Source organism: Vibrio sp. 10N.247.311.49 (genome assembly GCF_041467655.1).
Lineage (GTDB): Bacteria > Pseudomonadota > Gammaproteobacteria > Enterobacterales > Vibrionaceae > Vibrio > Vibrio crassostreae_C.
Map to the genome: position 1 here is coordinate 125344 of NZ_JBFSVA010000001.1, position 17325 is coordinate 142668.

Consider the following 17325-nt stretch of genomic DNA (forward strand, 5'->3'; position numbering starts at 1 on the left):
AGAGCCGGCAGATTTACAGTCTGCTCCCTTTGGCCACTCGGGAACCCCTCCAGGGTGTGTCTTACTCTTCACAAAGTAAGCCTAAATTGATGTTTTCCCATAAGCCCATCAATCAGGTTGTTCTCTTAACTCTTAAAAGAGGTAAGAAGAATATGGTGGAGGGAGACGGATTCGAACCATCGAAGGCGGAGCCGGCAGATTTACAGTCTGCTCCCTTTGGCCACTCGGGAACCCCTCCAGGGTGTTTTTTCCTAACTCATAATGGATAGGCTAAAGAGATGTTTTTCCCAACGCATCTCTCAAGTGCGGAGCGCATCATAGCAAACACGTTAAACCTGTAAAGAGTTTTTCTTATGGTTTTGTGTTGAATGCTGCCTTTTTGGGCAAAGATGGCGAAAAGTACGCATATTGCTCGGGAAGTGAACATCTATACTAAGGTTTACGTAGTGATAGGTAACACCTTGAGGTAACTCGCTTTCTACATTGTGTTTGGTTTGTGCAATTCGCCAAGAAACGTAAATGGAATTTAATCTAGATTTACACTTCTTGACGTTACAGCATTCATCAGTTGATAGAATACGGTTAATTTCATTTATAGATATTAATACCAATCGTAGTAAATAACATGTCATCCTAGCCTGTTAAAATGCTCGAGAACAGCGTCAGAAATTTTGATTGTAGAATAACTACTTATCGAAACTATCTGTTGAAAAGAGCTACCTTGTTCTCAAGCCTTTTCCCTACGCTATTTCTGACCACTTACTCACTGTGATTGGTATAAACCTTACTTGCAGACCATTATTATGAAGCATAAATCTGTTTTAACCCTGCTTAGCTTGTCTATTCTTATGGCGTCTCCAGCCGCACTAGCTAAACGCATGGGCCCTAGCACTGTCACTGTTGTTACTGAGCAAGTTGATATTCACCAAGTTAGCCAATCTCTTTCTTTGGTAGGTAAGTTAGAAGCAGAACAATCTGTGATCATTACCTCTGAAGTAGCGGGCAGAGTTGACTCTATCAACATCAAAGCCAATCAAGATGTCACCAAAGGGCAGATGTTGGTTCAATTAGATGACGACAAAGCAAAAGCAGCAGTTGCAGAAGCGCAAGCGTATTTAAAAGACGAGAAACGTAAGCTAGCGGAATTTCAACGCCTAGTGAAACGTAACGCGATCACGCAAACTGAAATTGACGCTCAGAAAACCAATGTAGAGATCGCCAACGCTCGTTTAGCTGCTGCAAATGCCAATCTGAAAGATCTTCACATCAGCGCGCCATTCTCGGGCACTGTTGGTTTTATCGACTTTAGCCGCGGTAAAATGGTGACTGCAGGTACTGAACTCGTGACCTTAGATGACCTATCGGTAATGCAATTAGATCTGCAGATCCCGGAGCGCTACCTTTCTAAACTGTCTAAAGGTATGAAAGTAACGGCTCGCACTAGCGCATGGGGCGACACTCAGTTCACTGGTACTGTAGTAGGCATTGATTCTCGTATTAACGCTGAAACCTTGAACCTTCGAGTTCGAATCCACTTCGACAACAATAATGATTATCTAAAGCCAGGTATGTTAGTGGCGGCGGATATGGACTTCCCACCAGTGGAAGCGCCAATCATTCCAGTTCAAGCGCTTGAGTATTCAGGTACGAAGCGTTTCGTTTATGTTATCGACGAAGATAATAAAGCAACTCGTACAGAAGTTTTCCTTGGGGCACGTATCGATAACGAAGTCGTGATCGACAAAGGCATCGAAATTGGCCAGAAGATCGTGGTGCAAGGTATCGTGAACATGCGTGACGGCGTCTTGGTTCAAGAGCTTGCCGTTAATCGCCCAGCTGATGCAGCAAGTGATAAAAAAGCACAAGAAGGCGCTAACTAATGTTGTTATCTGATGTTTCTGTAAAGAGACCAGTAGCGGCCGTCGTATTGAGCCTACTATTGGTTGTGTTTGGTATTGTCTCTTTCAATAAGCTCGCGGTTCGTGAGATGCCAGATATTGAAAGCCCGGTAGTATCGATCAGTACTCGTTATGAGGGTGCGTCTGCCACCATCATTGAAAGCCAAATAACCTCCAACCTTGAAGACCAGTTATCCGGCATCAGTGGTATCGATGAGATCGAATCCACAACGCGTAACGGTATGTCGCGTATCACGATTACTTTTGAGCTTGGTTACGACCTCAATACCGGTGTGAGTGATGTTCGTGATGCTGTAGCTCGTGCGCAGCGTTCATTGCCAGATGAAGCCGACGACCCAATTGTTTATAAGAACAATGGTAGTGGTGAAGCTTCGGTCTACATCAACTTAAGTTCGACGGAGATGGACCGAACGCAGTTAACCGACTACACCGAACGTGTGTTGATTGACCGCTTTAGTTTGATTTCTGGCGTGAGCTCGGTGGATATCTCAGGTGGCTTGTACAAAGTAATGTACGTGAAGCTGAAACCTGCGCAGATGGCGGGTCGTGGCGTTACTACCTCGGACATCACTTCTGCTCTGAACAGTGAGAACATTGAAAGCCCAGGTGGTGAAGTACGTAACGATGCGATTGTGATGTCGGTTCGTACTGCTCGTTCTTACACTGAAGCGGAAGATTTCGAATATCTAGTCGTTAAACGTGCCTCTGATAACACACCTATCTACTTGAAAGACGTAGCGGATGTTTACATTGGCGCAGAAAACGAGAACTCGACCTTTAAGAGTGACGGCGTTGTTAACGTAAGCATGGGTATCGTGCCTCAGTCAGATGCGAACCCACTTGAGGTGGCTGATTTAGTCCATAAAGAAGTCGAAGCAATTCAAAAGTTCTTGCCAGACGGTACTCGTTTAGCTGTCGATTATGACTCAACAGTCTTTATTGACCGTTCAATCTCAGAGGTATACAGCACACTCTTTATCACGGGTGGCTTGGTTATCCTTGTGCTTTACATCTTTATTGGTCAAGCACGTGCAACACTTATTCCAGCGGTAACCGTACCTGTATCTCTGATCTCGTCGTTTATTGCCGCGTACTACTTCGGTTTCTCCATCAACCTGATTACCCTGATGGCACTTATCCTGTCGATTGGTTTGGTGGTCGATGATGCGATCGTGGTGGTTGAGAACATTTTCCACCATATCGAACGTGGTGAGTCACCGCTGCTTGCTGCCTATAAAGGTACTCGTGAAGTAGGCTTCGCGGTAATCGCAACAACGCTTGTATTGGTAATGGTATTCCTACCAATCTCGTTCATGGACGGCATGGTTGGCCTATTGTTTACCGAGTTTTCTGTATTGCTTGCGATGTCGGTGATCTTCTCGTCGCTAGTCGCATTAACGCTAACGCCAGTGCTAGGCAGTAAGATCCTTAAAGCGAACGTTAAACCAAACCGTTTCAATTTGTTTGTCGAGCGCGTATTTGGCAAGCTTGAGTCTGGATACCGCGCGGTATTGCGCCGTGCTCTTAACTGGCGTTGGGCCGCTCCAATCATCATTATCGCGTGTATGGGCGGTAGTTATGGCTTGATGCAACAAGTGCCGTCGCAACTGACGCCACAAGAAGACCGTGGTGTTATCTTTGCGTTTGTTCGTGGTGCTGATGCAACCAGTTACAACCGTATGTCTGCCAATATGGACATCGTTGAAGAGCGCCTAATGCCGCTGCTTGGTCAAGGTTTCTTGAAGTCATTTAGTATTCAATCACCAGCGTTTGGTGGTAATGCGGGCGACCAAACGGGCTTCGTTATCATGATCCTGGAAGATTGGGATGAACGTGATGAAACCGCTCAGGAAGCGTTGAACGAAGTACGTAAATCTTTAAATGGTATTCCTGATGTACGTGTATTCCCATTTATGCCGGGCTTCAAAGGTGGTTCAAGTGAGCCTGTTCAATTCGTACTGGGTGGCTCTGATTACTCTGAGCTTCAGAAATGGGGCGAACTGTTAAAGCAAGCGGCTGAAGACTCTCCAATGATGGAAGGTGCGGACATCGATTACTCTGAGAAAACACCAGAGTTATTGGTAACCGTAGATAAACAACGTGCAGCCGAGCTAGGCGTTAGCGTTTCGGATATTTCAGATACGTTAGAGATCATGCTTGGCGGCCGTAGTGAAACCACTTTCGTTGACCGTGGTGAAGAGTATGACGTATACCTTCGTGGTGATGAGAACAGCTTTAATAATGCTAATGACTTGAGCCAAATCTACATGCGAACTCAGTCTGGTGAGCTGGTTACACTCGATACGTTGACGCACATTGAAGAAGTGGCATCCTCGATTCGTTTGTCGCACTACAACAAGCAGAAATCGGTGACCATCAAAGCGAACCTAATGGAAGGCTACACGCTGGGTGACGCACTTGATTTCCTTGATGAACAAGCGATTGAACAGCTACCGGGCGATATTTCAGTGAGTTACTCTGGCGAGTCAAAAGACTTTAAAGAGAACCAATCAAGTATCTTAGTGGTATTTGCGCTAGCGATGCTGGTCGCGTACTTGGTACTGGCCGCGCAGTTTGAAAGCTTCATTAACCCGCTGGTGGTGATGTTCACTGTACCTATGGGTATCTTTGGTGGCTTCTTAGGTTTGGTGTTGATGAATCAAGGGCTCAATGTCTACAGCCAGATTGGTATGATCATGTTGATCGGTATGGTGACCAAAAACGGTATCTTGATCGTAGAGTTTGCTAACCAACTTCGTGACCGTGGCATTGAGTTTGAAAAGGCGATCATTGATGCTTCGGCTCGACGTTTACGTCCAATCTTGATGACGGCGTTCACCACACTAGCCGGTGCAATCCCATTGATTACTTCAACAGGCGCAGGCTATGAAAGCCGAGTGGCAGTGGGTACGGTTATCTTCTTCGGTATGGGCTTTGCAACTTTGGTTACTCTGTTCGTAATCCCTGCGATGTATCGACTGATTTCTGGCTCAACACGTTCTCCAGGTCATGTGGAAGCGGTTCTAAATAAAGAGCTGAGCCATGACAACGTGGGAAGAAGCAGTCACGGTTAATGAACACGCACGGCTAATGAACATGCAATAGTGTAACAATATTGAAAAGCCTGCGTTTGCTCCTAGCGAATTGCAGGCTTTTTTTGTATAACAAACAGAGCTCAACGAATTAATACAATAAATCGAATAAAGGAAAGTAAAGTGGCTGAATTTAAATACAAAGATCTTTCTCAAGAAGAACAAGATAAGCTAGATGCAGCAACCTTTCGTCGTCTGCTAGCACACTTAGACAATAATAAGGATGTGCAGAACATCGACCTTATGATCTTGGCTGGCTTCTGCCGTAACTGTTTCAGCAAGTGGTATAAAGCGGAAGCTGAGCAACAAGGCCTAGACTTGGATATCGATGACGCTCGTGAGCGCGTATATGGCATGACTTACGATGAGTGGAAACAAAACCACCAACCAAAAGCGACACCTGAGCAACTAGCGGCGTTTGAAGCGAAGCAGAAGCCAGAGTAATTTGTTCTCGTTGGTGGTTGATTAATAGAATGAATAAACAAAAAGAGCCCATCAAGGCTCTTTTTAGTTTGGAGTCGGTGCTTGCTCTGTATTTAAGCCAGCTCACCTGTTTGCGAGAAAGCTTCTAGCTTCGCTGCATAAGGTTGTAGGTCACCGATATTCAGATTTACCCACTCGTCATTGAAGTAAGTGTCTAGGTAACGTTCACCGCTATCACATAGCAAAGTCACGATAGAACCTTTTTCTCCACGAGCTTTCATTTCACTGGCTAACTGAAGCACACCGTACATGTTAGTACCGGTTGATGCGCCAACCTTGCGGCCAAGAATTTCAGATAACCAATGTGTCGTTGCGATACTTGCTGCGTCTGGGATTTTTCGCATTTCGTCAACCACACCAGGAATGAAGCTTGGCTCTGCTCGTGGGCGACCAATACCTTCAATCTTGCTGAATGTATTGCCTTTCACGTTCGCATTGCCTGTTTGGAAGTATTCGTGGAATACAGAGTTTTCAGGGTCGACAACACAAAGCTTAGTTTCATGCTGTTGGTAGCGAATGAAGCGGCCGATAGTTGCAGAAGTACCGCCAGTACCTGGGCTCATTACTACCCAAGCTGGAACTGGGTGATCTTCCATCTGCATTTGATTGAAAATTGAGTTCGCGATGTTGTTGTTACCGCGCCAGTCGGTTGCGCGCTCAGCGTAAGTAAATTGGTCCATGTAATGGCCATTCAGCTCTTCTGCTAAACGGCGAGACTCATCATAAATTTCATCTGAGCGGTCAACAAGATGCGCTTGGCCTCCGTAGAATTCAATCTGCTCAATTTTCTTCTTCGCTGTGCACTTTGGCATCACTGCGATAAACGGAAGACCTAGTAGGCGAGCAAAGTAAGCCTCAGACACGGCTGTGCTGCCTGATGAAGATTCAATGATCGTCGTTTCTGGGCCAACCCAGCCATTACAGATAGCGTATAAGAACAGAGAACGCGCTAAGCGGTGCTTCAAAGAGCCCGTTGGGTGTGTGCTTTCATCTTTAAGGTAAACATCAATGCCTTCGATACTTGGTAGTTCGAGCTTGATAAGGTGCGTATCCGCTGAGCGTTGGTAGTCGGCTTCAATTTTACGAATCGCGTTGTTAATCCATTGATGGTCAGTGCACATAAGCGTTCTCCTGATCGAGTGTAGGAATTCTTTGTAATTGGTATGGTTCTAATTTAGCTACAATCAGAGAGAAAAACTTTGCCATATTTGCTTTGTTTTGCTTAACTTGTAGAAAATAATTCTCTTTAAATGCGATTTGGTGAAAGTGTGATAGATGCCGTAGATAAAAAAATATTAGGATTACTGCAAGAAGACAGCACCCTGTCATTGAATGACATTTCTGAAGCGGTCAATCTCACCACAACGCCTTGCTGGAAAAGGCTTAAGCGCCTCGAAGAGAACGGCATTATTGAGAAAAGAGTGGCGTTACTGAATCCCGAAAAGCTCGATCTTTCTTTTACCGCGTTCGTATTGATTAAAACCAGTGATCATTCTCATGAGTGGTATGGTCGTTTTGTGAATACTGTGTCGGAATTTCCAGAAGTGATGGAGTTCTATCGCATGGCTGGCGAATATGACTATATGATGAAGGTTCAGGTTAAAGACATGAAGTGCTTTGATGATTTCTATAAGCGCTTGGTGAATAGCATTGATGGTATCTCTAATGTGACCTCGACGTTTGCGATGGAACCATTGAAGTACACGACAGCATTGCCGCTTTAAGCTGCGCCTAGTAATAGATTAACTATCGCTTTAGTTTAACTATCTTCTCAGTTTAGATCTCGTCTCTGCGATAAAGAAAAGGATTATTCATGTTTGCAAAAGTATCTACCGCTATCCAGCTGGTACTGGCGGTCGCCATTTTTTACTTGGGTTACACCATCTACTCATTGACTAATAAAGTCGGTGAAATCGTTGATACTTACCCGCAAGTTATCGAAGACATATCGGGCCTCACCAAAGGGCTCAAAGTAGAAGAGCTATTAGCGCTTGCAGAACATGTCAGCGATCTTGCTCCTCAGGTGTTAAACACTGTCGAAGAAGTTAGAAAGACGATCGATGATGTGAATCAAACCGTAGCCTCGGTCGACAACAAAATCCCTGCGATATTAGATGAAGTGAAAAATGTTCGAACGGAAGTCGAGCAGGTAAGAACCGATGTTATTCCACCAACATTAACTGAATTAAAGAGATACCGCGTAGACGTAATGCCACCAATGCTCGCTGAAAGTAAGTCTTACCGCGAACAGACTATTCCTGTCATCGTCACGGAATCTGAAATGCTACGAGCGGAAGTCCCAGGTATTTTGGCACAAGCTAATTTGTTAGCTGATAAGAGTAAGGAACTCGCTCAGGGAGCCGCTGAGGGCGCGGTGAAAGGCGTAGTGTTATCGCCATTTAACCTTCTACGAGACGCAGGTGATGGCATTAAAACGCGAGTTCAAGGCGAGTTTGAGCCAACGTTAGAAGTTGAGTAGGTTTTATTGATTTTTGCGTGACGAGTTTTCTTAAGCGTCATTAAAGAAAGAGGCTAGGTATTAAACCTAGCCTCTTTTTGTTTGTGCTTATTTGGGGCTTGTAAGAAGCGTTTATCCGCTATTTATTTGAGTGCTATTTAGTAAAACGCATCACACCTTCTTGTACTGCTGTCGCTACCAGCTCACCTTTCTGGTTGAAGATCTCGCCGCGCACTAGGCCGCGAGTGTTCGCTGCCGTTGGGCTTTCAATCGCATAAAGCAGCCATTCGTCCATTTTGAATGGGCGGTGGAACCAGATTGAGTGGTCAATCGTCGCCACTTGAAAATTTGGCGTCATGATAGAGACTTCATGTGGGTGAAGCGCCGTCACTAAGAATCCCCAATCCGATGCGTAGGCAAGCAGGTATTGGTGGATCAAGTGGTTGTCTGGCATCGCGCCATTCGCTCTTACCCAAAGGTATTGTTTCGCTTCCGTCTTCTTAGGTTTCAGTGGGTTTACCACCGTCACCGGACGCATCTCAATCGGCTTTTCGCCACAGAAGGTTTTGCGCAGTTTCTCTGGTAAGAATTCCGCAATGTGGCTCGCTAATTCAGTTTCTGAGGCAAAGTTCTCTGGTCCCGGAATATCAGGCATTGAAATCTGGTGCTCAAACCCTGGCGCATCGCCATGATAAGAAGCAGTGAGATAGAAAATAGGGCGGCCATTTTGAATCGCTTTTACACGGCGTGTGCTAAAGCTGCGTCCATCTCGTAGGTTCTCAACATCGTAAATGATTGGCTTTTCAGGATCGCCGGGAAACAGAAAATAACTGTGGAACGAGTGAACACTACGGTCGTCTTGAACGGTATAACGAGCAGCAGAAAGCGCTTGTCCCAATACCTGACCGCCGTATACCTGTGGTAGGCCTAGGTTCTCACTTTGCCCACGGAATAAACCTTCTTCCAGTTTTTCTAGCTGAAGTAAACTTAGTAATTCTTGTAAAGGTTGACTCATCGCCAGCATTCCTCTTCGTAAAATGGGTGTCAGATTATGGTGTTAATCATTTAGCTTAGTCAGATATCTGTCAATAAATCATAGGGTTTCAAGACAGAATATGAAAGCTCTCTTATAATTGGTGAGTAGATTTGCCGAGTCCGGCAAACATGTTGAGAGAAATTGAATATGAAAAAGGCTCTAATTCTTATTACGTCTTTAGTATCGTTTGGCCTACTTGTTGGTTGCCAAGCAACATCAGAAACGAGCGCTTCTCAAGAAGTGGTTGCAGAGAACACTCAAGTGATTTCAGGAACAGTAAGCTACCGTGAAAGAATTGCATTGCCAGAGAATGCAGTGGTTACCGTTACGCTAGAAGATATCTCACTGGCTGATGCACCATCGACGGTTATCGCAACTCAAGAGTTCACCACAGACGGTAAGCAAGTACCGTTCGCATTCGAGCTGAGCTACGACAACGACAAAATTAAAGCTAACCACCGTTACAACATGCGCGCATCGATTCATGTTGACGGTAAACTGCGTTTCATAACGGACACGATTAAGTCAGTAATTACTGATGTAGAAAATACACAGCAAGCAGACCTACGTTTGGTTGGTGTTCGTTAATCAGAAATCGATGCCACTGTTAAGGCATCTTGATTGGCTTAACTTAGCCAGTTGAATCAGCGATTAGTGGCAGCTCTAGGGCTGCCATTTGTATATTCCGAGTTTGATCTTTCCTGCATCACTCACCTCAATCCCTTCTTTAACCAAATGCTGCTTTTGTCGGTCGAACGAATCACCCTTTAAAGAGATTTCACCCTTGCTGTTTATCACTCGATACCAAGGCAGTTTGCTACCTTCTGGCAGGTTACCCAGCGCTTTACCAACATGGCGCGCATAGCCCGGAAATCCTGAAAAACGTGCTATGTCTCCATAAGTTGTTACTTTCCCATATGGAATTTGGTGAATCACAGCAAAGATTTGGCTCAAAAATTGGTCCATACTAAATGTTCCTAGTTCATAAATACCAATCACAGTAAGTAAGTGTTCAAAAATAGCGCAGGGAAAAAGCTTGAGAGCAAGGCCGCTCTTTTTGATAAGAAGTTTTGATAAGTAGTCATTCTCCAATCAAAAAATCTAACGAGGTTATCGAGTTTTTTAACAAGCTAGGGTGACCAGTTAATTACTACGATTGGTATGGTACCACGGATCGGTAGAAGGAGAGGGCTATGGTATTTACAACGTTTCAGTTCTTGATCACCACATTATTAGCGGTTGTTTGCGCGAGAGCAATCAGTTTAAGTGAGGGAGATATCCCGGTGCTTGCAATGGTCATTCCTGCCTTATGGATTTTACCGCAGGGAGGCATAGCAGGATTAGCTTTGCTTGCTGCCATGACCACTTATGGTCTAACCCTTCCTTTGCAGCCTATCACGCTGTCTGTCAGTGCGTGGGTACTGTTCCCGCTATTGATGGTGGTCTTTTCAAGACGCAGTAGTTTGTCGGTCGTGATTATTTCCGGCCTAATTGTGACTACTTTGCAGGTCGGGATCATGGTCACGCAATCAGCAGGCAAGCTTGAAGGCGTCCCGTGGGTTACCACACTTCAAACCTTATCAATCATCGTGATTTGGTGGGCGGCAAATCATCTTAAGCCTGCTAGCCGACACAGCTGGTGGTCATTAGGCTTAATACTTCCATTATGGATAGCCGATTTACCTTATGCCGCTTTGGTTGCCTTGTGTGTAACGGGCATCATGGCATCGATGGAAACGCTGACGCGCTTGAAAACCTTCCGCTGGAATAAACTATTATGTTGGACACTGCCAACGGTTGGTTTTGCAGCTTTGGTGATTACCCCAAGTATCGAAGTACCTAGTCCAGTCTTTGTAGTATGGTTGTGTCTATTAGGCACCGCGTGGATGACAGACTACATCATTCGTACAGAAGATAACGAAGACATCGATATCTAGTACGTAGATAACCCGAACCTTACAAATGCAGGTAAATGGTGAATTTACCTGCGATTTTCTAGTGGTTTGAATAAAGGATAAGCACTTAGACCGCAATTGTTCAAAAATAGGGTGGAAGGGCTTGCAATGGTTGCTGTGATGCTTAATAATCCAATCACTCTTTGAGGCAAGCCTCTTAGAAAACGAATCTATGGGGGCCTGGTCCTCCCGCAACAATAGCTCGTGAACTCGGTCAGGCCTGGAAGGGAGCAGCCGCAGCGAGTGACTTGTGTGCCGGGATGTGGCTGGGTTCCCACCCATTATGATGTTTGCAAATTAACTTAGCATAAATTGCAAAGAAGTTAGCAAATTTGCACTATAAGTCAGCATAGTCTATTTTTTGTTGTAGGTTTACAACAAAAGTGATGCGCACTATGTTTGACCAAACCAAAAAATCCTCTCACGTTCACAACATCTGCAAGTTCATGAGCTTGAAAAATGATGCTGTTGTTCGCACTCTCTCTGTTTTAGAGTTCGATTTTTGTTTCCATCTCGAATATAACCCTGATGTTAAAGGGTACATATCTCAACCACACGGTTTTTATTACTACTTTAATGGTCGCAAGTGTCGTTATACGCCAGATTTTTTAGCCGATAATCATAACGACCAATCTACTCTTATTGAGATTAAGCACTCAAGCCAGATTTTAAAACCAGACTTCAGGCTCCGATTTGCTGAAAAACAGCGAGTAGCACTAGAAGAACAAGGAAAACGCCTTGTTTTAGTGACAGAGAAACAAATTCGTATTGACCCAATATTTAGTAACTTAAAGCTGTTACATCGTTACTCTGGTTTGCATACCATCACTAAAGCGCAAAAGTCTGTTCTCGGATTTATACAACGTAGACAGAAAGTACAATTACGCGAAATCTCCGACCACTTAGGACTGTCTGAGCATGAAACTCTGATATCAACACTCTGTTGGCTATCGTCAGGGAGAGTTAATACTGATATTAGAAGCTCTGATTTTGGTTTGAATAGCTACGTTTGGTGTTAGGTATGACGTCAGATTTTGATGACGTTTTTGGTTTCATTGATGAAATGGAAGCTTCTGCCAACGAAGCGGAATTAGTAACCCAAATACCGAGTGATTTATTTGAAGAAGATAAATCGTATCTCCCTTCCATTGATACCTATCCTGTAAAAACTCAACAAGAAGTATTACGACGTCTTAAAGTCATTCAATTTACTGAAAAACGTCTAAAAGGTGGGTGGACAGAAAAAAATCTTGTACCGATTTTAAATCAGGTTGAACAAGAGCTAGGGCTATCTCCACCGAGTTGGCGAGTTCTTGCCGGCTGGAAGAAAATGTATTTTGAATCAGGGAGAGCCGTTCTTTCGCTCATTCCTAAACACGCCCAAAAAGGAAATAGAACCGTTCATACAGATTCACAGTCGCTCATTGATGAAGCGATTGAAAAAAAATACCTGACTAAAGAGCGTTTAAGCGTTGCAGAGGCTTACCGCTATTACAAAAGCCGAGTAATTAAAGCCAATCAAGAAATAGTCGAAGGCAAAATCAAGCGAATTAGCCAAAGAGCATTTTATGACAGAGTGAATAGTTTACCACCCTATGATGTTGCAGTGGAAAGGTATGGAAAGCGATATGCAGATAGAGAGTTTCGTTCTGTAGGCCAGCAAATTGAGGCGACGAAACCGATGGAGTACGTTGAAATTGACCATACTCCAGTCCCTGTCATACTGATTGATGATGAATTGGATATTCCATTAGGTCGCCCATATCTAACCATGCTCTATGACAGGTTTAGTAAGTGCATCGTCGGCTTCAGCGTTAACTTTAGAGAGCCTAGTTTTGATTCCGTCAGAAAAGCACTATTAAGTACTTTGCTAGACAAGCGCTGGGTAAGCGAAAAATATCCCTCAATAACAAATGATTGGCCATGTCATGGAAAAATAGACTATCTGGTCGTTGATAATGGTGCCGAGTTTTGGAGTGATAGCCTAGAGGACTCTTTGAGACCTTTGGTGTCGGATATTCAATACAGCCAAGCTGCCAAACCGTGGAGAAAGACCGGTATAGAAAAGTTATTTGATCAACTAAACAAGGGGTTGGTTAACGCTCTGCCTGGAAAAACATTCACAAATCCCACTCAGCTTAAAGATTACGATCCTAAAAAAGAGTCTGCCGTTAGAGTTTCTGTATTTATGGAGTTAATACATAAATGGGTTATCGACCGCTATCACATGGACTCTGATAGTCGAGAAAGGAATGTTCCTTATCATAAGTGGAATGAATCGAAATGGCTTCCAAATTTCTACCAAGGACAAGCTGCGGCCGAGTTACGTATTGAGTTGGGGTTGTTAAGGCACCGGACGATAGGGATCGCTGGGATAAGGTTGCACAATTTATGCTATCAATCGGATGAGCTCATAGAGTATCGAAAATACAATTCGGTTAATTCACAAGGGAAACTCTTCGTCAGGACAAAAACCGATCCGTCGGACATAAGCGCTATCTACGTTTTTCTTGAATCAGAAAAGAAATACATAAAAGTCCCAGCGGTTGATAACAGTGGGTATACCAATGGACTTTCGTTGTTCGAACATGAGCGAATTCAAAGAGTGCGCAGGTTGAATACCCGAAGCCTCGTCAATGAAGAGTCTTTAGCCGATACCTATCTCTATATGGAAGCTCTTATTGAAGGGGAAGCTGAGAGAATGCGTAGTTCTAAAAACAAAAAGCTCACCCAACCTAAAACAGGGAACACTTCTAAGATTGCAAAATACAGAGATGTTGGCACGGAAGGACCTGGCTCAATCGTTAGAAAAAATGAAAGCAGTAATTCAGCATTAAACGTTGTTAGTACTCAACTATCATTGGACGATGATGATCTTGAAGAGATAGAGGGCTACTAATCGTGAATTTTACTTCCATGCAGTGTGAACAATTGAAAGCCTACGATAATTGTTTTATTGAGTACCCCGAAATTACGGAGATCTATTCGATATTTGACCAACTTCGCTTTAATCAATTACTAGGCGGTGAACCTGAGTCATTCCTATTAACAGGCGAATCGGGAAGTGGAAAAACCGCTTTGATCAATAACTACCTTTCACGCTTCAATACAGGAACGAGTTGGTCCAAGCAAACAGTCCTAAGTACCCGAATTCCTAGTCGAGTAAATGAACAAAATACTCTGACTCAATTTCTCGTTGATCTGGACTCAAAATCAGGAGGACGTTCAGTACGAAAGAGAAATGAAATTGCACTTGCTGAAGGAGTGGTAACTCAGTTAAAACGTAAATCTGTCGAGCTCATTATTGTTAATGAGATTCAAGAGCTTGTGGAGTTTTCGACTGCGGATGAAAGACAAACCATCGCTAATACATTTAAATATATCAGTGAGGAAGCCGGTGTATCCTTTGTATTGGTTGGAATGCCTTATGCTGATGTTATCGCGAAGGAGCCGCAGTGGAACTCTCGATTGAGTTGGCGCAGAGAAATCAATTATTTTAAATTGCTTCAGGTTGAAAGTGACGCGAAAAATACCAACACTCAATACAGTATTGATGCTAAACAAAAGAAACACTTTGCTAGATTTGTGGCTGGACTAGCCTCTAGAATGGGCTACGAGCCAACGCCAATACTGACTAAGAATGAAATTCTATATCCCTTGTTTTCAATGTGTCGTGGAGAGTGTCGAAGGCTCAAGCACTTTTTGAAAGATGCCATGATAATGAGCTTTAAAGAGAACAAAAGTACGTTGAACAAAGAAGTACTATCTAGGACATTTATACTGAAATTCCCCTATTTGGAGAACCCATTTGAATGTTCATTAGAACAGGTGATGTTAGAGCAAATAGATAAAGGTTCAGCGTACAATATGAGAGCGATTACAGCAGAGGATAGGATTATCGCCCCCCGATTTACAGATGCATTACCGCTGAGTACGTTGTTAAGTACAAGTAGCCTGAAAGTATAAAACTGCGATGTTGATAACCAAATCATTGAGACGCTAGTTTTTCCAGCAACACCGCCTTCTCTTCATCACTCATTTTATCAATGGCGCACGCTAGCTCAGCGCTCAATTCGCTCCTACAGAAAAAGTAGTTTAGCGGCACATCTAATTCTTCAGCCATACGTTCAAGCGTACCAATATCGGGTACATGCCTGCCTTTCTCGTAATGATTCATACGACCGCTAGCAGAACTCTGCTCCATACCAATTTTCACCCCTAAATCTTTTTGGGTGATCTTGGCTTTTTTACGCGCAGCTTTGAGCCTCGCAGGGATGGGGTTGTCTTTTTGCACTTACACATTTCTTTTCAACCTTTAGATAACTTAGATTGTCTAAGTTTTACTGATTTTTGTATACTTAGCAATCCTAAGTTTTTATTGCCTGTAAGAGTCACATGAAGAAAGTAACCAGAATTAACCCTCACATGTTTAACCTATTGATTGAGAAAGGGATGGATAATTTCTCCGTCACAGACGCTAGGGATGCTTTGCTAAACAGTGCTTCAACCTTCTCGAGTAAGGACGACGCTCGAAAGTATGTTTATAAGCAACTTCTATCTTTTGAGGAGAAAGGCTGGCTTTCTGTTATTGGGGTTCGCAGAGACAAACGCTACCATCAAACTAACGAATTCAAAGCGCTCACAATTGAGCCTAGATCGGGTCGAAATAGGAAAGCTAAGGTCGACTCAACGGATATTCAAATTCCAGAGTGCTCTCTAAATGCACTAGAGCGAGAGAAGAAACAGCATGAAGGTGAGCTGGCGATTACTCTAGGCGAGATTGAGGAATACCAATCGTTGTTAGCGCGTTTCCCAAACAACAAGCAAGATATGCAGCCGCTATTTAATGCAGCAAGAGAACGCTCAGCCAAGCTATTAGGCAGAATTAATGCACTAACCAACTGGATGCAAGTCGCCCAAAGTAAGGCTCCTCAATGTTAAGAGCATGGCAAGCCGAGTGTGCAGATCAAGCTGTCGAGAAATTCACTTCAAACAAGCATTCACACTTCTTCTGCCAAGCGACTCCTGGAGCGGGTAAAACCGTTATGGCCGCCGAGGTTGCGAGTCGGTTATTTGAAATAGGCATGATTGACTTAGTGCTGTGCTTCTCGCCCTCTCTGACTGTTGCTGAAGGGATGCAAAAGACCTTTTCATGGAAGCTCGAATGTTCCTTTAATGGAGGTTTGGGTTCTCTTGGAGGCTCTTACACCTACCAATCAATCCGTTTTTTGGATGAAAACTTTTGGTACACCGTCAGCAAATATCGAGTTTTAGTCATATTTGATGAGATCCACCATTGTTCGTTTGATGACGAGGGGCGGTCAAATTCATGGGGGCTAGAAATTGTTTCTAAGATCCAAGGCTTTGCTCGTTACACTCTGGCGCTGTCGGGCACGCCTTGGCGTTCTGACCGACTACCGATCGTCATGGCTGAGTATTCCGACCCTGATGGTAAGGTTGTTTGCGATTATCAATACGGCTTGCAACAGGCAGTTGAAGATAAGGTATGCCGCCGCCCTAAAATCGTTTTAATCGATAATGAACACCTGAGCGTTAAGGCTGGCAGTGACAATCAACACTTCGCCTCTATTCTTGATTGCCTTAAACAATCCGATGTCTCTTACCAAAGCGTCATTCACAACGAAGACGCTATGAATTACATACTAAATAGCGGTTGCCAAAAGTTAGAGCAGATAAGGCAAGAGTCCCCAAGTGCTGGAGGCTTGGTGGTCGCCTCTTCTATTAAGCACGCTAAAGACATTCAAAAGCGACTTGTTGAGCACTTTAATCAATCAGCATGCATAGTGACTTATCATCACGATAATCCGTTAAATGAAATTGAATCTTTTCGTCATTCAAGCGTTCAGTGGATAGTCAGTGTTGGGATGATAAGTGAAGGAACGGATATTCCAAGGCTGCAGGTTTGCTGTCATATGAGTTCGGTAAAAACGGAGCTTTACTTTAGACAAGTCCTTGGAAGGATATTGAGAGTTAATGATTCACCCAATCAAGAAGCCTGGTTGTATACCTTTGCCGAAGAAAATTTGATTGGGTTTGCTGAAAGAATTGAGCAGGATATTCCTGATAGCTGCTTGTACATTAAACAAGAGAATAATGTGCCGAGCGCTACTGATGAAAAGCACCTGACACCGAGTACCGTGTCGGGAAGCGTTCAATCTGATCGACCTCACCCAAGCCTACTTAATTGGGGAGAAGCTTCAGATGTTATCAACTCAAATAATGTAGGACTCACTTTAGCTTTGGATGAGCTGAGATTAGGTCAATTTAAGCAGAGGGTTATTGCAGCGTTCACTTAAACTGTAGTAACTCATATTAGATCTTACACATCGGCTTGTTAGTCACGACTAGATCGTACAAGCCG

The 17325-nt window shown here is 43.8% G+C and carries 16 protein-coding genes, 2 tRNA genes and 1 other RNA gene (1 of these 19 only partly in view); 13 read left to right on the top strand and 6 right to left on the bottom strand.

Annotation, left to right across the window (positions count from 1 at the left end):
• Positions 1-51: transfer RNA gene (locus AB6E54_RS00520), tRNA-Tyr, on the bottom strand (it extends 134 nt beyond the left edge of the window).
• Between the two features lie 102 nt (positions 52-153).
• Positions 154-238: transfer RNA gene (locus AB6E54_RS00525), tRNA-Tyr, on the bottom strand.
• Positions 239-803: 565 nt separating this feature from the next.
• Between AB6E54_RS00525 and AB6E54_RS00530 the strand changes: the two genes are divergently transcribed.
• The 3 genes from AB6E54_RS00530 to AB6E54_RS00540 all read left to right on the top strand — a co-directional run bounded on the left by AB6E54_RS00530 (position 804) and on the right by AB6E54_RS00540 (position 5455).
• The gene (locus AB6E54_RS00530) at positions 804-1880 is read left to right on the top strand and encodes an efflux RND transporter periplasmic adaptor subunit (protein WP_372058631.1); all 1077 of its coding nucleotides are present in this window, start codon (positions 804-806) and stop codon (positions 1878-1880) included.
• Positions 1880-4993 carry a vibriobactin export RND transporter permease subunit VexH gene (vexH, locus tag AB6E54_RS00535; protein ID WP_372102723.1) on the top strand — a complete coding sequence of 1038 codons (3114 nt, stop codon included), beginning with the start codon at positions 1880-1882 and terminating at the stop codon, positions 4991-4993. Before AB6E54_RS00530 ends, vexH begins: the two co-directional genes overlap by 1 nt.
• A gap of 141 nt (positions 4994-5134) precedes the next feature.
• The gene (locus AB6E54_RS00540; RefSeq protein WP_004736423.1) at positions 5135-5455 is read left to right on the top strand and encodes a DUF1244 domain-containing protein; all 321 of its coding nucleotides are present in this window, start codon (positions 5135-5137) and stop codon (positions 5453-5455) included.
• 92 nt (positions 5456-5547) lie between these two features.
• Here the strand turns inward: AB6E54_RS00540 and AB6E54_RS00545 are convergent, their stop codons facing one another.
• Positions 5548-6615: a PLP-dependent cysteine synthase family protein gene (locus tag AB6E54_RS00545; protein ID WP_368084662.1), complete on the bottom strand. Its 1068-nt coding sequence runs from the start codon at positions 6613-6615 to the stop codon at positions 5548-5550.
• A 129-nt stretch (positions 6616-6744) separates the two neighbouring features.
• On the opposite strand from AB6E54_RS00545, the gene AB6E54_RS00550 reads away from it, so the two are divergent.
• Positions 6745-7218 (top strand): Lrp/AsnC family transcriptional regulator, encoded by a 474-nt coding sequence (locus tag AB6E54_RS00550; protein ID WP_017078855.1) that lies wholly within the window; start codon positions 6745-6747, stop codon positions 7216-7218.
• Between the two features lie 89 nt (positions 7219-7307).
• Positions 7308-7973 carry a hypothetical protein gene (locus AB6E54_RS00555; RefSeq protein WP_017070264.1) on the top strand — a complete coding sequence of 222 codons (666 nt, stop codon included), beginning with the start codon at positions 7308-7310 and terminating at the stop codon, positions 7971-7973.
• Between the two features lie 133 nt (positions 7974-8106).
• On the opposite strand, the gene tesB is transcribed toward AB6E54_RS00555, so the two are convergent.
• Positions 8107-8967, bottom strand: coding sequence for an acyl-CoA thioesterase II (gene tesB, locus AB6E54_RS00560; protein ID WP_029235187.1), 861 nt, complete (start codon positions 8965-8967; stop codon positions 8107-8109).
• A gap of 168 nt (positions 8968-9135) precedes the next feature.
• Between tesB and AB6E54_RS00565 the strand changes: the two genes are divergently transcribed.
• Positions 9136-9576 carry a YbaY family lipoprotein gene (locus AB6E54_RS00565; protein WP_017058951.1) on the top strand — a complete coding sequence of 147 codons (441 nt, stop codon included), beginning with the start codon at positions 9136-9138 and terminating at the stop codon, positions 9574-9576.
• A 75-nt stretch (positions 9577-9651) separates the two neighbouring features.
• Here AB6E54_RS00565 and AB6E54_RS00570 read toward each other — a convergent pair whose 3' ends face one another.
• Complete coding sequence (locus AB6E54_RS00570) at positions 9652-9954, bottom strand: MGMT family protein (RefSeq protein ID WP_372082532.1); 303 nt, start codon at positions 9952-9954, stop codon at positions 9652-9654.
• Between the two features lie 227 nt (positions 9955-10181).
• Between AB6E54_RS00570 and AB6E54_RS00575 the strand changes: the two genes are divergently transcribed.
• The 5 genes from AB6E54_RS00575 to AB6E54_RS00595 all read left to right on the top strand — a co-directional run bounded on the left by AB6E54_RS00575 (position 10182) and on the right by AB6E54_RS00595 (position 14909).
• Positions 10182-10925, top strand: a complete 744-nt coding sequence (locus tag AB6E54_RS00575; RefSeq protein WP_017070265.1) for a hypothetical protein — start codon at positions 10182-10184, stop codon at positions 10923-10925.
• 196 nt (positions 10926-11121) lie between these two features.
• Positions 11122-11218: signal recognition particle sRNA small type (ffs, locus tag AB6E54_RS00580), an RNA gene on the top strand.
• A gap of 120 nt (positions 11219-11338) precedes the next feature.
• Complete coding sequence (locus AB6E54_RS00585) at positions 11339-11962, top strand: TnsA endonuclease N-terminal domain-containing protein (protein ID WP_102333420.1); 624 nt, start codon at positions 11339-11341, stop codon at positions 11960-11962.
• Positions 11963-11964: 2 nt separating this feature from the next.
• The gene (locus tag AB6E54_RS00590) at positions 11965-13842 is read left to right on the top strand and encodes a Mu transposase C-terminal domain-containing protein (protein WP_102333419.1); all 1878 of its coding nucleotides are present in this window, start codon (positions 11965-11967) and stop codon (positions 13840-13842) included.
• A 17-nt stretch (positions 13843-13859) separates the two neighbouring features.
• On the top strand, positions 13860-14909 hold the full coding sequence (locus AB6E54_RS00595; protein WP_372107304.1) for a TniB family NTP-binding protein: 1050 nt from the start codon (positions 13860-13862) through the stop codon (positions 14907-14909).
• Between the two features lie 22 nt (positions 14910-14931).
• Here the strand turns inward: AB6E54_RS00595 and AB6E54_RS00600 are convergent, their stop codons facing one another.
• The gene (locus AB6E54_RS00600; protein ID WP_102333418.1) at positions 14932-15237 is read right to left on the bottom strand and encodes a helix-turn-helix domain-containing protein; all 306 of its coding nucleotides are present in this window, start codon (positions 15235-15237) and stop codon (positions 14932-14934) included.
• 101 nt (positions 15238-15338) lie between these two features.
• Here AB6E54_RS00600 and AB6E54_RS00605 point away from each other — a divergent pair, with 101 nt between their 5' ends.
• Positions 15339-15884: a hypothetical protein gene (locus AB6E54_RS00605; RefSeq protein WP_017064061.1), complete on the top strand. Its 546-nt coding sequence runs from the start codon at positions 15339-15341 to the stop codon at positions 15882-15884.
• Positions 15878-17260 carry a DEAD/DEAH box helicase gene (locus AB6E54_RS00610; protein ID WP_017064060.1) on the top strand — a complete coding sequence of 461 codons (1383 nt, stop codon included), beginning with the start codon at positions 15878-15880 and terminating at the stop codon, positions 17258-17260. Before AB6E54_RS00605 ends, AB6E54_RS00610 begins: the two co-directional genes overlap by 7 nt.
• The last annotated feature ends 65 nt before the right edge of the window (positions 17261-17325 follow it).

Bases quoted from the DNA above. Each gene is read 5' to 3' on its own strand.
- AB6E54_RS00530 (WP_372058631.1), top strand. From the start codon at position 804: ATGAAGCATAAATCTGTTTTAACCCTGCTTAGCTTGTCTATTCTTATG.
- vexH (WP_372102723.1), top strand. From the start codon at position 1,880: ATGTTGTTATCTGATGTTTCTGTAAAGAGACCAGTAGCGGCCGTCGTA.
- AB6E54_RS00545 (WP_368084662.1), bottom strand. From the start codon at position 6,615: ATGTGCACTGACCATCAATGGATTAACAACGCGATTCGTAAAATTGAA.
- AB6E54_RS00550 (WP_017078855.1), top strand. From the start codon at position 6,745: ATGCGATTTGGTGAAAGTGTGATAGATGCCGTAGATAAAAAAATATTA.
- AB6E54_RS00555 (WP_017070264.1), top strand. From the start codon at position 7,308: ATGTTTGCAAAAGTATCTACCGCTATCCAGCTGGTACTGGCGGTCGCC.
- tesB (WP_029235187.1), bottom strand. From the start codon at position 8,967: ATGAGTCAACCTTTACAAGAATTACTAAGTTTACTTCAGCTAGAAAAA.
- AB6E54_RS00565 (WP_017058951.1), top strand. From the start codon at position 9,136: ATGAAAAAGGCTCTAATTCTTATTACGTCTTTAGTATCGTTTGGCCTA.
- AB6E54_RS00570 (WP_372082532.1), bottom strand. From the start codon at position 9,954: ATGGACCAATTTTTGAGCCAAATCTTTGCTGTGATTCACCAAATTCCA.
- AB6E54_RS00575 (WP_017070265.1), top strand. From the start codon at position 10,182: ATGGTATTTACAACGTTTCAGTTCTTGATCACCACATTATTAGCGGTT.
- AB6E54_RS00585 (WP_102333420.1), top strand. From the start codon at position 11,339: ATGTTTGACCAAACCAAAAAATCCTCTCACGTTCACAACATCTGCAAG.
- AB6E54_RS00590 (WP_102333419.1), top strand. From the start codon at position 11,965: ATGACGTCAGATTTTGATGACGTTTTTGGTTTCATTGATGAAATGGAA.
- AB6E54_RS00595 (WP_372107304.1), top strand. From the start codon at position 13,860: ATGCAGTGTGAACAATTGAAAGCCTACGATAATTGTTTTATTGAGTAC.
- AB6E54_RS00605 (WP_017064061.1), top strand. From the start codon at position 15,339: ATGAAGAAAGTAACCAGAATTAACCCTCACATGTTTAACCTATTGATT.
- AB6E54_RS00610 (WP_017064060.1), top strand. From the start codon at position 15,878: ATGTTAAGAGCATGGCAAGCCGAGTGTGCAGATCAAGCTGTCGAGAAA.